Below are 13,948 nucleotides of genomic sequence, written 5' to 3' on the forward strand. Positions count from 1 at the left end.
TAGCGGGTCCGCGACGACCCGCGTACCGGTCAGGCGGCGGAGAAGACGCCGTGCCGGAGCAGCGGGACCACGTCCGAGACGCCGACCTGGACGGCGACCTCGACGTCCTCGGCGAACCCGCCTTCGACCAGTTCCCGACCGGAGACGCAGCCGCGTACGGCGGCGGGCAGGTCCGGAGTGCTGGCCAGCGCGGCGAGCGCCATGGCCGCCTCGACGGAGAGCCCGCCCGGCACTCCGGAAAGCGCGTCCAGCACGCTGGCGGCGCCGAGCTGGTCCTCCACCGACGGGCGGAGCGAGCCGTCCGGCCAGCGCTCCCCCGCCGCGATCACGCCGATCGGGGCGTCCGTCGTGCCGTACCCCTGGCGGCGCAGCCAGCTGCCGACGGCCGGGGCGTTGCGCAGGCAGGCCGCCACCACCGGCAGGCCGGTGGCGCTCGCCGCGGCGCTGATCGCGGAACCGTTCGGCGAGGGCAGCACCAGGTCGGACACCACCGGCGCGGTGCTCAGCGCGGCGGGCGAGAGCGACCACGGATGGTCCGCGGTCGTCCGTCGGCGGCCCACCGCGGCGACCGCACCGACCCGTACGGCGTAGTCGGCCGCCTGCTCGCCCCAGGGGAACGGGTGCACCCGCATGCCGCGCGCCACCGCGACCTCGACGGCGGTGGTGAACGAGAGCACGTCCACCACCACCAGCACCGCGCAGACGCGGCCGAGCTCGGCCGCCCCGCTCAGCCCCCAGTCGAACCGGGCACCGGAGCCGGGCTGGCCGTAGACGGCGGCCGCCACCGCCTCAGCGCTCGTCGGGCGCTTCGGTGACACCGGAGTCGGACTCGGACCCGCTGGTCGGCGCGTCCGGGTCGGCGGCTGCGGGCTCCGCGCCGGGAACGACCGGCTCCACCGCGCCGGTCGACGGAACCGGCCCGGCCGAGGCGATCGGCTCGGCGGCCACCGCCGCCGGGTCCACCGGCGCCATCTGCGCACCCTCGGCGACGGGCAGCGGCGCGGCCTCGACCGCGCCCGCCACTCCGGCCGCCGGCGCGGGCACCTCGACGGCCGCCGCGCCACCGAAGAGGCGCGGCAGGGTCGCGGTGTGCGCGGCACGCAGCTCGTCCAGGCCGATCCGGAACTGGCCGTGCACCTCCAGCGCACCGCCGGCCGGGTCGGTGACGCCGATCAGCTCGAACGGCACGCCACGCTCGGCGCAGAGCGCCGCGAACGCCTTGTCGTGGCCACGCGGCACGGAGACCAGCGCCCGCCCGGCGGACTCGCTGAACAGGTAGACGAACGGCATCGAGCCCTCGGCGAACTGCTCCGGCACCGCGATCCGGGCGCCGACGCCGCGCCGCAGGCACGACTCGACCAGGCTCTGGGCCAGGCCACCGTCGGAGAGGTCGTGTGCCGAGCTGAGGTGCCCGACCCGGGCCGCCTCGGCCAGCAGGTCACCGAGCGCCTTCTCGCGGGCCAGGTCGACCTGCGGCGGAATGCCGCCCAGGTGCTCGTGCGTCACCCAGGCCCACTCCGAGCCGGAGAGCTCCACGTGCGTCTCGCCGAGCAGGTAGAGCTGGTCGTGGTCGCCGCCGGCACGCGGGACGAAGCCCATCGACACCCGGTTGGCCACGTCGTCCAGCACGCCCAGCACACCGACCACCGGGGTCGGGTGGATGGCTGCCGCGCCGGTCTGGTTGTAGAAGCTGACGTTGCCGCCGGTCACCGGGATGCCCAGCTCCAGGCAGCCGTCCGCCAGGCCGCGCACGGCCTCGGCGAACTGCCACATCACGGCCGGGTCCTCCGGCGAGCCGAAGTTGAGGCAGTTGGTCACGGCGATGGGCTTCGCGCCGGTCGCCGCCACGTTCCGGTACGCCTCGGCCAGCGCCAGCTTGGTGCCGTGGTACGGGTCGAGCCGGGTGTACCGGCCATTGCCGTCCACGGACAGCGCGACGCCGAGCCCGGTCCGCTCGTCGATCCGGATCACGCCGGAGTCCTCCGGCTGGGCGAGCACGGTGTTGCCCAGCACGTAGCGGTCGTACTGCTCGGTGACCCAGGTCTTGTCGGCCAGGTTTGGCGAGGCGATCATGCGCAGCACGGTCTCCCGCAGCGCCTCCGGGTCGGCCGGGCGGGGCAGCGTCTCGGCCCGGTCGGCCTGCAGCAGGATCAGGTCGGCCGGCTCGCGCATCGGGCGGGCGTAGACCGGACCGTCGTCCACCAGCGAGCCCGGCGGCACGTCCACCACCAGGTGATCCCGCCAGGTGATCAGCAGACGGCCGGGCCGGCCGTCCGGCTCCGGCGCGGTGACCTCGCCGATCGCGGTGGCCAGCACGCCCCACTTCTCGGCGGTCTTGAGCACCGCATCGAGCTTCTCCGGCTCGACGACCAGCAACATCCGCTCCTGCGACTCGCTGGCCAGGATCTCGTGCGGCTCCATCGAGGGCTCGCGCAGCGGCACCCGCTCCAGCCACACCCGCATGCCGGTGCCGGCTGCGGCGGCGGTCTCGGTGAGCGCGCAGGTGAGCCCGGCGCCACCCAGGTCCTGGATGCCGACGACCAGCTGGCCGTCGTACAGCTCCAGGCAGGCCTCGATCAGCAGCTTCTCGGTGAACGGGTCGCCGACCTGCACCGACGGGCGGCGCTGCTCGCTGCCCTCGTCGAAGGTGGCGCTGGCCAGCACGGAGACGCCGCCGATGCCGTCCCGGCCGGTCTTCGCGCCCATCAGCACGACCACGTTGCCGGGGCCGGCGGCGGCCTTGTTCTGCAGCCGGTCGACCGGCAGCACACCCAGGCAGAGCGCGTTGAGCAGCGGGTTGCCCTGGTAGCTGGGGTCGAAGACCAGCTCGCCGCCAATGTTCGGCAGGCCGAGGCAGTTGCCGTAGCCGCCGACGCCGGCCACCACGCCGGTGAGCACCCGGGCGGTGTCGGGGTGGTCGGCGGCGCCGAAGCGCAGCGGGTCCATCACCGCGACCGGGCGGGCCCCCATGGCCAGGATGTCCCGGACGATGCCGCCGACGCCGGTCGCCGCGCCCTGGTAGGGCTCGACGAAGCTCGGGTGGTTGTGCGACTCGACCTTGAAGGTCACCGCCAGCTCGTCGGAGACCTGCACCACGCCCGCGTTCTCGCCGATGCCGGCGAGCAGCCGGTCGCTGTGCGGGGCCTTCTCACCGAACTGGCGCAGGTGCACCTTGCTCGACTTGTACGAGCAGTGCTCGCTCCACATGATCGAGTACATGGCCAGCTCGGACTGGGTGGGCCGGCGGCCGAGGATCTGCCGGATCCGGTCGTACTCGTCGTCGCGGAGCCCCAGCTCGGTGTACGGCTGCAGCTCGGCGGGAGTCCCGTCAGCGCGCGGCACGGTGTCGACGCCCTCGGTCCAGTTGGCGACGGCCGGCTGTGCGGGGACGGCCGCCGGAGCGGCCGGTCGCGACTCGGCGGACTGCGCCGGGTGGGGCTCGGTCGCCTGCGCCGGGGCGGGGAACGCCTCCGGCGTGTCCCGTACCGGGTCCGGATGGGTGGTCATGACCTCTCCTCGCTGCGCTCGTGCCCGCCGAATGAGCGGTCGAGCAGACCGAACATGCCGCCGCCGGTCACGCCGGCGCCCCCACCAGGTGCTTGAGAACCGAGGTGAAGAAGCCGAGGCCGTCCAGCGAAGGGCCGGTAAGCGCCTCCACCGCGTGCTCGGGGTGCGGCATGATGCCGACCACGTTGCCGGCGGGGTTGGTGATGGCGGCGATGTCACGCTGCGACCCGTTGGGGTTGCCGCCGACGTAGCGCGCGACCACCCGACCCTCGGCTTCGAGCTGGTCCAGCGTCGCGGTGTCGGCGACGTAGCAGCCCTCGCCGTTCTTGACCGGGATCAGCACCTCCTGGCCGGGCTGGAACGCGTTGGTCCACGCGGTGCCGGCCGACTCGATGCGCAGGATCTGGTCCCGGTTGCGGAAGTGCAGGTGCTGGTTGCGGGTGAGCGCGCCGGGCAGCAGGTGCGCCTCGCAGAGGATCTGGAAGCCGTTGCAGATGCCGAGCACCGGCAGGCCGCCCCGGGCGGCGTCCACGATCGTCTCCATCACCGGGGCGAACCGGGCGATGGCGCCGCAGCGCAGGTAGTCACCGTACGAGAAGCCGCCGGGCAGGACGACCGCGTCCACCCCGTGCAGCGCCGGGTCACCGTGCCAGAGCCGGACCGGCTCGGCGCCGGCGATCCGTACGGCGCGGGCGGCGTCCCCGTCGTCGAGCGAGCCGGGGAAGGTGACCACACCGACCCGGGCGGTCACGAGCGGGCGTCCGCGGTCTCGTCGGCCTCGACCAGGCGGACGGTGAAGTCCTCGATGACCGGGTTGGCGAGCAGCTTGTCGGCGATCTCCCGGGCCCGGTCCAGGTCCGGTTCACCGGTGAACTCGATCTCGATCCGCCTGCCGATCCGAACTGAGGCGACGTCGCTGACGCCGAGCCGGGGCAGCGCGTTTGCGACGGCCTGGCCCTGCGGATCGAGGATCTCGGGCTTGAGCATGACGTCGACGACGACGCGAGGCACTGGGCACTCCTGACTGTGTACGCAGTTGGGTGCCGACCCACAACGGGCGAGCGCAGCCAGCGTACCTGGCAGATTCCGTGCCGGACGCACCGGCCGGGTGCAGTTCAGGCAGTGATCAACATAACCGGCGGTCCGGATGGCCCGGAACCGACCAGTAACCCATGACATGCCATCCCACCAGGGCATGTATGGCGCAGCGGGTCGCCGAATCGTTACATTGGTCAGCCTCGATCGAATTCTTGAAAACGGACGCCGGAGGCCCTACTGTTCATCGACATCAGTCGATGAATGCGCCGGCGGGACCCCGCCGACGTGAATCCCGAGACCCGGCGACCCCGGGTCCGCCCCCGCCAAGGAGTCCCCCGATGCGCATCCGTCCCCTGCTCGCCCTCATCGGCACCGCGCTGGTCGGCGTCCTCGCCGCCGCCTCCGGCGCGTCCGCCGCCCCGGCCGGCCCGCAGCCCATCATCGGCGGCAACACCGTCTCCTCCGCACCCTGGGCCGCCGCGGTGTTCAGCAACGGCTCGTTCACCTGCTCCGGCAGCGTGATCGCCGCGCAGTGGGTGCTCACCGCCCGGCACTGCGTCAACGGCTCGATGTCGGTCCGAGTCGGCAGCGTCTACTACGCCTCGGGCGGGACCACCCGCACCGTGAGCGCCACCTACACCCGCAACGACCTGGCCCTCCTGCGGCTCTCCAGCGCGGTGAGCACGTCGGCGGTGACGCTGGCCAGCAGCAACCCGCCGGTCGGCTCGACGAACTCGATCTACGGCTGGGGCAGGACCTGCTACAGCGGCTGCTCGGCGTCCAGCCAGCTCAAGACCGCCACCGTCCAGGTCACCAGCAACAACGCCACCGACGCGTACGGCGGGCAGGCCATCCGGAGCACCGAGATCAGCGGCAACGCCTGGAAGGGCGACTCGGGCGGTCCGCAGTTCTACAACGGCCGGCAGGTCGGTGTCGCCTCCACCGCCGACGGCTACAGCATCCAGAACTACGGCAGCGTCGCGTACAACCGGGCCTGGATCACCTCGGTGGCCGGTGTCTGACGGTTAGCGCCGGCGCGGCGCGGATGGTCGGGCGATCACCCGCCGTCCGCGCCGCGTCGTTTTGCAGCATCCGATCAGGTGAACACGGCTCGCGATCGGGCCGGGCAACCCCTGACAGCATCGGAAACGTGCTGGTCGTGACGACGGAGCAACTGCCCGGCTACGAGATCCGCCAGATCCTCGGTGAGGTGGTGTCATCGATGGCCAGGACGCGCAACCCGTACCGCGAGGGGGTCAAGAACCTGCGCGGTGGCGCGTACGACCCGATGGCGCCGGACAACCTGACCCGGTGGCGCACCGACTCGGTGGCGCGACTCGGCGAGGAGGCCATGCGGCTGGGCGCGAACGCGGTGATCGGCATGCGGTTCGACAGCCGGGACTGCGGCGAGATGTGGATGGAGATCTGCGCGTACGGCACGGCGGTGATCGTCGTACCCAAGGTGCCCGACGTCATGCCGGCCGACCAGCCGGCCGTTGCCGCCGACACCGCGCACCAGTCCGAGTTCGCGTCGTCCCCGGGCGGCATCGCCGAGCCGGCCAGTGCCCCCAACCTCCGCAGCGCACCCGAAACTCCCACCGGCGGCTGACCGCCCGCCCCACTCGCCGCCTTGACCAACCGGGTCAGAGGATGGGGGGTGGGGTGTAGGTGGCCGCGGCGGGGTGGTTTTCGACGATCTTGGTGATGCGGCGGGTCACCGCTTCCACCTGGGATCGGGCGGCGCCGGCGAAGGCGTTGCGGTCGGCGACCAGGGTGTCGATGTCGGCGCGGGAGAGGCCGAGTCGGCCGTCCGCCGCCAACCGGTCGAACAGGTCGTTCTCCGGGGCGCCCTTCTCCCGCATGGCCAGCGCCACGGCGACCGCGTGCTCCTTGATCACCTCGTGCGCCACCTCCCGACCGACGCCGCGCCGGACCGCCGCCACCAGGATCTTCGTGGTGGCGAGGAAGGGCAGGAAGCGCTCCAGCTCCCGGTTGATCACCGCCGGGTACGCCCCGAACTCGTCGAGCACGGTGAGGAAGGTCTGGAACAGCCCGTCGGCGGCGAAGAAGGCGTCCGGCAGCGCCACCCGGCGGACCACCGAGCAGGACACGTCCCCCTCGTTCCACTGGTCGCCGGCCAACTCGCCGACCATCGACAGGTAGCCCCGGATGATCACCGCGAAGCCGTTCACCCGCTCCGACGACCGGGTGTTCATCTTGTGCGGCATCGCGCTGGAGCCCACCTGGCCCGGCTTGAAGCCCTCGGTGGCCAACTCCTGGCCGACCATCAGCCGGATCGTGGTGGCCAACGACGACGGCGCGGCGGCGGTCTGTGCCAGCGCGGCCAGCACGTCGAAGTCGAGCGAACGCGGGTAGACCTGCCCGACGCTGTCCAGCACCCGGGAGAAGCCCAGGTGCTCGGCCACCCGCCGCTCCAGCTCGGCCACCTTGTCGGCGTCGCCGTCGAAGAGGTCGAGCTGGTCGGCGGCCGTGCCGACCGGCCCCTTGATCCCGCGCAGCGGGTAGCGGCCGATCAGGTCCTCCAGCCGCTCGTACGCGATCAGCAGCTCCTCCGCGGCCGACGCGAAGCGCTTGCCCAGCGTGGTGGCCTGCGCCGCCACGTTGTGCGAACGACCCGTCATGACCAGCTCGGAGTGCTCGTGGGCGAGGTGGGCCAGCCGAGCCAGGGTGGCCACCACCCGGTCCCGGATCAGCTCCAGCGAGGCACGCACCTGGAGCTGCTCGACGTTCTCGGTGAGGTCCCGCGAGGTCATCCCCTTGTGCACGTGCTCGAACCCGGCGAGCGCGCTGAACTCCTCGATCCGGGCCTTCACGTCGTGCCGGGTGACCCGCTCCCGCTGTGCGATCGACGCCAGGTCGACCTGGTCGAGCACAAGCTCGTACGCCTCGACCACGCCGTCCGGGACGGCCACGCCCAGGTCCCGCTGCGCCCGGAGCACGGCGAGCCAGAGCCGCCGCTCCATCCGTACCTTCTCCTCGGGTGACCAGAGGGCGACCAGCTCGGGCGAGGCGTAGCGGTTGGCGAGCACGTTCGGGATCGTCACGTGCCTCAGTCTTTCATGAGCGCGGACGCGGCCCGGAGGAGGACGTCCCGGCCGCTCACCGGCCGCGACGCCGCCGGCCGCGCTACCCGACGACCACACCAGGGCAGAGCCGTCCCTGCTCCGTGCGTCGGGACCACTCGACACGGGCGGCGAGAACGTCGCCCGCGCGCCGCCGTTCGGACGATCAGCGCTCCAGGATCGCGGTGACACCCTGGCCGCCGGCCGCGCAGATCGAGATCAGGCCCCGCCCGCTGCCCTTTTCGGCGAGCAGCTTGGCGAGCGTGGCCACGATCCGCCCACCGGTCGCGGCGAACGGGTGCCCGGCCGCCAGCGACGAGCCGTTGACGTTGAGCCGGTCGGTGTCGATCGCGCCCAGCGGCGCGTCCAGGCCGAGCCGGTCCTTGCAGAACTCCGGCGACTCCCATGCGGCCAGGGTGGCCAGCACCTGCGAGGCGAACGCCTCGTGGATCTCGTAGTAGTCGAAGTCCTGCAACGTCAGCCCGGCCCGGGCCAGCATCCGGGGCACCGCGTACGCGGGCGCCATCAGCAGCCCCTCGTCGCCGTGTACGAAGTCGACGGCCGCCGTCTCCGACCAGCTGAACCAGGCCAGCACCGGCAGGCTGTGCTCGCGCGCCCACTCCTCGCTGGCCAGCAGCACTGTGGACGCGCCGTCGGTGAGGGGCGAGGAGTTGCCGGCGGTCATGGTGGCCTGCTCGGCGTCCGGGCCCTTGGCGCCGAAGACCGGCCTCAGTGAACCCAGCTTCTCAAGACTGGTGTCGGCGCGCAGGTTCTGGTCGCGGGTGAGCCCGAGGTAGGGGGTCATCAGGTCGTCGAAGAAACCGCGCTCGTACGCGGCCGCCAGCCGCTGGTGTGAGCGCAGCGCCAGCTCGTCCTGCGAGCGCCGGTCGATCTGCCAACGCAGCGCGGTGCGCGCGGCGTGCTCCCCCATGGACAGGCCGGTACGCGGCTCCGCGTTGCGCGGGACGTCCGGCTTGAACGGCTGGAGCGGGCGCAGCCTGGCGGCGATCTTCAGCCGCTCGCCGAGGGTGCGGGCGCTGTTGAGCTTGAGCAGCGTCCGGCGCATCTCCTCGTTGACCGCCAGCGGCGCGTCCGAGGTGGTGTCGACGCCACCGGCGATGCCGACGTCGAGCTGGCCGAGGGCGATCTTGTTGGCGACCAGGATGGCCGCCTCCAGGCCGGTGCCGCAGGCCTGCTGGATGTCGTACGCCGGCGTGTGCGGGTCGAGCCGGGAGCCGAGCACCACCTCGCGGGTGAGGTTGAAGTCCCGGGAGTGCTTGAGCACCGCCCCGGCGACCACCTCGCCGACGCGCTGCCCGGCCAGCCCGTACCGGGCGATGAGACCGTCCAGCGCCGCGCCGAGCAGGTCCGCGTTGGACGCGTCCGCGTAGCGGGAGTTGGAACGGGCGAACGGGATGCGATTGCCGCCGATGACCGCGACCCGCCGGATGCTCTGCACGATCCGCCTCCTCGACATGTGTTGCTCGAACCCTACTCGCCAGTAGGCTACGCCCATGACCGACAGGTACGCGAGCTTCGTCCAATCGGCGGCCGGCCGCGCGCTGGTCAAGCGCCTCGGGCTGCCCGACCCGCCGCGACTGCGCCGGCACGGCCCCGGTGCCCCACTGCTGCCTGGCCCCGCCCTGCTCGGGGCGGCCACCGGCGGCCGGCTCACCGAGCCGGTCACGAAGATCCTCACCGCCGCCGGGGTCGAGCTGACCGACCCGGCCGCCGTCGAGGCCACCGCACGGTTCGGCGCCCTGGTGTACGACGCCACCGGCATCACCGACTCGACCGAGCTGCGCCAGCTCTACGACTTCTTCCACCCGCAGGCCCGCTCGGTGCTGCCCAGCGGTCGGGTGATCGTGCTGGGCACCCCGCCGCGGGAGTGCGTGTCGCCGCGCGAGGCGACCGCCCAGCGGGCCCTGGAAGGGCTGGTCCGCAGCATCGGCAAGGAGTTCGGCCGGGGTGTCACCGCGCAACTGGTGTACGTCACCCGCGACGGCGACCCGAGCACGCTGACCAGCCTCGAATCGACCCTGCGTTTCCTGCTGTCGGGCCGGTCCGCGTACGTCTCCGGGCAGGTGATCCGGGTCGGCGCCGGGGACGCGAGCACGCCGGCCGACTGGGACCGCCCGCTGGACGGGCAGGTCGTCCTGGTCACCGGCGCGGCCCGGGGCATCGGCGCCGCCCTGGCCCGGGTGCTCGCCCGGGACGGCGCGCGGGTCGTCGCGCTGGACGTCCCGGCCGCCGGCGACGCGCTGGCCGCGGTGGCGAACGACATCGGCGGCACCGCCGTCCAGCTCGACCTGACCGCCCCGGACGCGCCGACCCGACTCGCCGAGCACCTGGCCAGCCGGCACGGCCGGGTCGACGTGGTGGTGCACAACGCCGGCATCACGCGGGACAAGACCCTCGGCCGGATGGACGCCGACCGGTGGGACCAGGTCCTCGACGTCAACCTCTCCAGTCAGGAACGGATCAACGACGTGCTGCTGGAACGGGAGCTGATCCCGGCCGGCGGGCGGATCGTCGCGGTCTCCTCGATCGCCGGGATCGCCGGCAACCGGGGGCAGACCAACTACGCCACCAGCAAGGCCGGCGTGATCGGGCTGGTCGATTCCCTCGCCCCGGCCCTGTGCGAGCGGGGGATCAGCGTCAACGCGGTGGCCCCGGGCTTCATCGAGACCCGGCTGACCGCCCGGATCCCGCTGGTGGTGCGCGAGGCGGGCCGCCGGATGAACAGCCTGGCCCAGGGCGGGCTGCCGGTGGACGTGGCCGAGACGATCGGCTGGCTGGCCTGGCCGGCCAGCGGCGCGGTCAGCGGCAACGTCGTACGGGTCTGCGGCCAGAGCCTGCTGGGGGCGTGATGGCCGACGTGGACGACCCGCCGGTCCGGGCCGGCGTGGAGCTGCCCCGGCTGCCCGCCACCGGCCCGCTCTACCGGCGGGCGCTGCGCGGCGCCCTGCCCGGCGGCGGCCGGCGCGCCACGAGCCTGCCGGCGGTAGAGCTGACCGTTCCCGGCGTCCGGGTGGACCGGGCGCACCTGGCCGACTACGACCGGGTCTGCGGCTTCCCGCTGACCGAGCGGCTGCCGGTGACCTACCCGCACGTGCTGGGCTTCCCGCTGGCGCTGCGCCTGATGACCGCGCCGGAGTTCCCGTTCCCGCTGATCGGACTGGTGCACGTGGCCAACCGGATCACCACGCGCCGACCGGTGCTGGCCACCGACGAGCTGGCCTTCACCGCGTACGCGGAACACCTGCGCCCGCACGACCGGGGGCGGCAGCTCGACGTGGTCCTGGTCGCCTCGGTCGCCGGGGCGGAGGTGTGGCGCGGCGTGTCGACGTACCTCAGTCGGGAGCGTGGCGACGGCGCCCGGCGCGACCCGCAGGACCGGCCCGCGACGTCGGCCGCCACCGCACAATGGCGGGTCGGCACCCGGGTCGGCACCGACTACGCGCGGGTCTCCGGGGACCACAACCCGATCCACACGTCCCGGCTGGGGGCCCGGCTGTTCGGCTTCGCCCGGCCGATCGCGCACGGCATGTGGAGCAAGGCCCGCTGCCTGGCCGCGCTGGAGAACCGGCTGCCGGACGCCGGCACGGTCGAGGTGGCGTTCAAGCTGCCGGTGGCGCTGCCCGCCACGGTGGGTTTCTCCGCCGACCGGGTCGACGCCGGCTGGAACTTCGCCCTGCACGACACCCGCACCGGCCGGCCCCACCTCACGGGGTCCACCCACAAGGAAGGTGCCCCTATTAACGCCTGATGTAGAGGAAGGGGCCCCTACTAACACCCGACCGCCGAGCATGGGGGCATGGACGCCCTGCTCGACCCGCTCCGGGAGACGGTCACCTCGCCGTGGGTGTACCTGGTGCTCTTCGGGCTCACCGCGGTCGACGGGTTCTTTCCCGCGGTGCCCGGCGAGGCGGCGGTGATCACCGCGGCGGTGCTCTCCGCCGACGGCGGGCACCCCAACGTGGTCGCGGTGGTCGTCACCGCCGCGCTCGGGGCGCTGACCGGCGACCACATCTCGTACGCCATCGGCCGGGGCGGCGGCGCGAACCGGCTGGCCCGGCTCCCCGCCCGGAGCCGCCGGCGCACCAGCTCCGACTGGGCCCGGCGGGCACTGGAGCGGCGCGGCGGGCTGATCCTGACCACCGCCCGGTACGTGCCGGGCGGTCGGACCGCGGTGACCCTCACCATGGGGGCGGTGCGCTATCCGCGCCGGTCGTTCCTGCTCTTCGACGGCATCGCGACATCCACCTGGGCGCTCTACTGCGGCCTGCTCGGCTACTTCGGAGGGCTGGCCTTCGAACGCGACCCGATCCGGGGCATCCTGGCCGGAGTGGGGCTCTCGGTGGCCATCACGCTCGGCCTGGAGGGGTTCCGCTGGCTGCGGCGGCGGGCGCACCGCCGGGCCGCCGCCAGCCGCTGACGGCCGTCCGTCAGAGTAGGTCGGCGTCGTGCACCAGGATCGCCAGCCGCACCCGGTTGGCCACCTGGAGCTTCGCCAGCGCCCGGCTGACGTGCGCCTTCACGGTGGCCTCGCTCATCGTCAGCCGCCGCGCGATGTCCGCGTTGCCGTGGCCCCGCGCCACCTCCCGGACGATCTCCAGTTCGCGCGGCGTGAGCGGCGCGAGACGCCGTCGGGCCGCGTCCCGGCGGGCTGGCCCCCGCTCGGCGAAGGAGTCGATCAGCCGCCGGGTCACCGTGGGGGCGAGCATCGCGTTTCCCGCCGCCACGGCGCGCACGGCGGCGGCCAGCTCGCGGGGTGGGGTGTCCTTGAGCAGGAAGCCGACCGCGCCGGCCCGCAGCGCCCGGTGCACGTACTCGTCGAGGTCGAACGTGGTAAGCATGATCACCTTCGGCCCTGCCGCCACCACCTCCGGTGCCACGGTCAGCCCGTCGACACCCGGCATCCCACGTCGAGCAGCACCACGTCCGGGTGCAGCCGGCGAGCCTGCTCCAGCGCGCCGGCGCCGTCCGCCGCCTCGCCCACCACCGCGATGTCCGACGCCGCCTCGAGGATGAGCCGCAGGCCGGCACGGATCAGCTCCTCGTCGTCGACGACCACGACCCGGATCACGGCCAGTCCGCCACGGGGATCAGGGCCCGAACCTGGAACCCGTCGTCCACGGGCGCCGCCTCCAGGCGCCCGCCGAGCAGTTCGAGCCGCTCCCGCAACCCGAGCAGCCCCAGCCCGGCTCCGGGCAGGGCCGGCCCACCCGTGGACGGACCGTTGCGCACCACCACTTCCAGACCGTCGGGCAGATGGCGCAGCAGGACCGTCGCGTCGGCGTCCCCGGCGTGCTTGCGTACGTTGGTGAGTGCCTCCCGGACCACCCGGTTCGCGGTGCGTCCGACGGTCGCCGGCAGTGGCCGTGCGGCGCCCTCGTCCCGCCGCCGCACCTGGAGCCCGGCGGCGCGGGACTCGCGGATCAGCTCGTCCAGCGCGTCGAGCGCGGGTTCGGGTGTGCGTCCCGGGCTCGCCTGGCGCAGCACGCCCAGTACCTCGCGCAGGTCGGTGAGCGCCCGCCGGCCGGTGGACCGGATCAGCGCGGCGGCCTCGACGGTCGCCGGGTCGGCGGCGGTCACCTCCAGCGCCCCGGCGTGCACCACCATCAGCGACACCCGGTGCGCCACCACGTCGTGCATCTCCCGGGCGATCCGGGTCCGTTCCTCGGCGCGGATCCTCTCGGCCCGGGCCTCCTGCTCGCGTTCCAAGCGCTCGGCCCGGTCGCGGTGCGCGGTGAGCGCGTCCCGGCGGGCACGTACCCAGAGGCCGACGAGCAGCGGAAACCCGACCAGGTAGGCGGCGGTCACCAGCGCGTTGGCGGGGCTGGCGGTGGTGAGCCGACGCATGCCGCCCATGTGCAGCCCGATCAGCACTCCCGCCGCGAGCACCACGGCGGCCCCACCGAGGTAGCCGGCGAGCCGGCGCCCGCGCAGCCGCAGGCCCGCCTGGTACGAGGCGAGCACCCCGGCCGGCGCGGCGGCCAGGACCAACCAGCCGGCCGCGGCGGCCAGGAACAACGGCCAGCGGCGATCACGGACCTGGGCAGCCGCCCAGCCCGACGCCACGGCGAGGAGCACTGCGACGACACCGGGCAGCGGGGAGCGGGGACCCATGTCACCGGTCGCCGTCGCCCAGACGCCGGCGGCGACCACGACGCCGAGCAGCCACGGGGCGTACCGCTGGACGGCCTGGCGGAACAGGGCGGGGCTGGAGGCCACCAGGCGAGCGTAGGACCGTGCCGGCGGTTCGGGCGCCCCACGCCGACGGGACCCGGGTGACGTGGGGGAAGACCCCGATGCGC

The 13,948-nt window shown here is 73.6% G+C and carries 12 protein-coding genes and 1 pseudogene; 5 read left to right on the top strand and 8 right to left on the bottom strand.

Annotation, left to right across the window (positions count from 1 at the left end):
• Nucleotides 1-29: 29 nt before the first annotated feature.
• The 4 genes from ACFOW4_RS01895 to purS form a co-directional block, all read right to left on the bottom strand.
• Nucleotides 30-818: a 2-phosphosulfolactate phosphatase gene (locus ACFOW4_RS01895; protein WP_377523850.1), complete on the bottom strand. Its 789-nt coding sequence runs from the start codon at nt 816-818 to the stop codon at nt 30-32.
• Nucleotides 790-3,507 (bottom strand): phosphoribosylformylglycinamidine synthase subunit PurL, encoded by a 2,718-nt coding sequence (purL, locus tag ACFOW4_RS01900; RefSeq protein WP_377523852.1) that lies wholly within the window; start codon nt 3,505-3,507, stop codon nt 790-792. Before purL ends, ACFOW4_RS01895 begins: the two co-directional genes overlap by 29 nt.
• A 67-nt stretch (nt 3,508-3,574) precedes the next feature.
• Nucleotides 3,575-4,258: a phosphoribosylformylglycinamidine synthase subunit PurQ gene (purQ, locus tag ACFOW4_RS01905; RefSeq protein ID WP_377523854.1), complete on the bottom strand. Its 684-nt coding sequence runs from the start codon at nt 4,256-4,258 to the stop codon at nt 3,575-3,577.
• Nucleotides 4,255-4,518 (bottom strand): phosphoribosylformylglycinamidine synthase subunit PurS, encoded by a 264-nt coding sequence (gene purS, locus ACFOW4_RS01910; protein WP_030332194.1) that lies wholly within the window; start codon nt 4,516-4,518, stop codon nt 4,255-4,257. Before purS ends, purQ begins: the two co-directional genes overlap by 4 nt.
• A gap of 365 nt (nt 4,519-4,883) precedes the next feature.
• On the opposite strand from purS, the gene ACFOW4_RS01915 reads away from it, so the two are divergent.
• Together ACFOW4_RS01915 and ACFOW4_RS01920 are read left to right on the top strand one after the other, a co-directional pair.
• Nucleotides 4,884-5,567: a S1 family peptidase gene (locus ACFOW4_RS01915; protein WP_377523855.1), complete on the top strand. Its 684-nt coding sequence runs from the start codon at nt 4,884-4,886 to the stop codon at nt 5,565-5,567.
• Between the two features lie 23 nt (nt 5,568-5,590).
• A complete protein-coding gene (locus tag ACFOW4_RS01920; protein ID WP_377523857.1) occupies nt 5,591-6,154 on the top strand; it encodes a YbjQ family protein in 564 nt (187 codons plus the stop codon).
• A gap of 34 nt (nt 6,155-6,188) precedes the next feature.
• On the opposite strand, the gene purB is transcribed toward ACFOW4_RS01920, so the two are convergent.
• Complete coding sequence (gene purB / locus ACFOW4_RS01925) at nt 6,189-7,610, bottom strand: adenylosuccinate lyase (RefSeq protein WP_377523858.1); 1,422 nt, start codon at nt 7,608-7,610, stop codon at nt 6,189-6,191.
• Between the two features lie 184 nt (nt 7,611-7,794).
• The gene (locus ACFOW4_RS01930) at nt 7,795-9,087 is read right to left on the bottom strand and encodes an acetyl-CoA C-acetyltransferase (protein ID WP_377523860.1); all 1,293 of its coding nucleotides are present in this window, start codon (nt 9,085-9,087) and stop codon (nt 7,795-7,797) included.
• Nucleotides 9,088-9,142: 55 nt separating this feature from the next.
• Between ACFOW4_RS01930 and ACFOW4_RS01935 the strand changes: the two genes are divergently transcribed.
• The 3 genes from ACFOW4_RS01935 to ACFOW4_RS01945 are packed head-to-tail and all read left to right on the top strand — an operon-like array spanning nt 9,143 to nt 12,066.
• Nucleotides 9,143-10,498 carry a 3-oxoacyl-ACP reductase gene (locus tag ACFOW4_RS01935; protein ID WP_377523861.1) on the top strand — a complete coding sequence of 452 codons (1,356 nt, stop codon included), beginning with the start codon at nt 9,143-9,145 and terminating at the stop codon, nt 10,496-10,498.
• A complete protein-coding gene (locus ACFOW4_RS01940; protein WP_377523970.1) occupies nt 10,498-11,397 on the top strand; it encodes a MaoC/PaaZ C-terminal domain-containing protein in 900 nt (299 codons plus the stop codon). Before ACFOW4_RS01935 ends, ACFOW4_RS01940 begins: the two co-directional genes overlap by 1 nt.
• A 48-nt stretch (nt 11,398-11,445) precedes the next feature.
• Entirely contained in the window at nt 11,446-12,066 is a 621-nt protein-coding gene (locus tag ACFOW4_RS01945) for a DedA family protein (protein WP_377523863.1), read from the top strand.
• A gap of 10 nt (nt 12,067-12,076) precedes the next feature.
• Here ACFOW4_RS01945 and ACFOW4_RS01950 read toward each other — a convergent pair.
• Both ACFOW4_RS01950 and ACFOW4_RS01955 read right to left on the bottom strand, forming a co-directional pair.
• Nucleotides 12,077-12,717: pseudogene (locus ACFOW4_RS01950) on the bottom strand (response regulator).
• Nucleotides 12,714-13,865, bottom strand: coding sequence for a sensor histidine kinase (locus tag ACFOW4_RS01955; RefSeq protein WP_377523864.1), 1,152 nt, complete (start codon nt 13,863-13,865; stop codon nt 12,714-12,716). Before ACFOW4_RS01955 ends, ACFOW4_RS01950 begins: the two are co-directional and overlap by 4 nt.
• Nucleotides 13,866-13,948: the final 83 nt, after the last annotated feature.

The organism is Micromonospora sp. GCM10011542, assembly GCF_042650685.1.
Lineage (GTDB): Bacteria > Actinomycetota > Actinomycetes > Mycobacteriales > Micromonosporaceae > Micromonospora.

Excerpts from the sequence above, each read along its gene's own strand:
- purL (WP_377523852.1), bottom strand. The coding sequence starts at position 3,507 with ATGACCACCCATCCGGACCCGGTACGGGACACGCCGGAGGCGTTCCCC.
- ACFOW4_RS01940 (WP_377523970.1), top strand. The coding sequence starts at position 10,498 with ATGGCCGACGTGGACGACCCGCCGGTCCGGGCCGGCGTGGAGCTGCCC.
- ACFOW4_RS01935 (WP_377523861.1), top strand. The coding sequence starts at position 9,143 with ATGACCGACAGGTACGCGAGCTTCGTCCAATCGGCGGCCGGCCGCGCG.
- ACFOW4_RS01915 (WP_377523855.1), top strand. The coding sequence starts at position 4,884 with ATGCGCATCCGTCCCCTGCTCGCCCTCATCGGCACCGCGCTGGTCGGC.
- ACFOW4_RS01920 (WP_377523857.1), top strand. The coding sequence starts at position 5,591 with ATGGTCGGGCGATCACCCGCCGTCCGCGCCGCGTCGTTTTGCAGCATC.
- ACFOW4_RS01945 (WP_377523863.1), top strand. The coding sequence starts at position 11,446 with ATGGACGCCCTGCTCGACCCGCTCCGGGAGACGGTCACCTCGCCGTGG.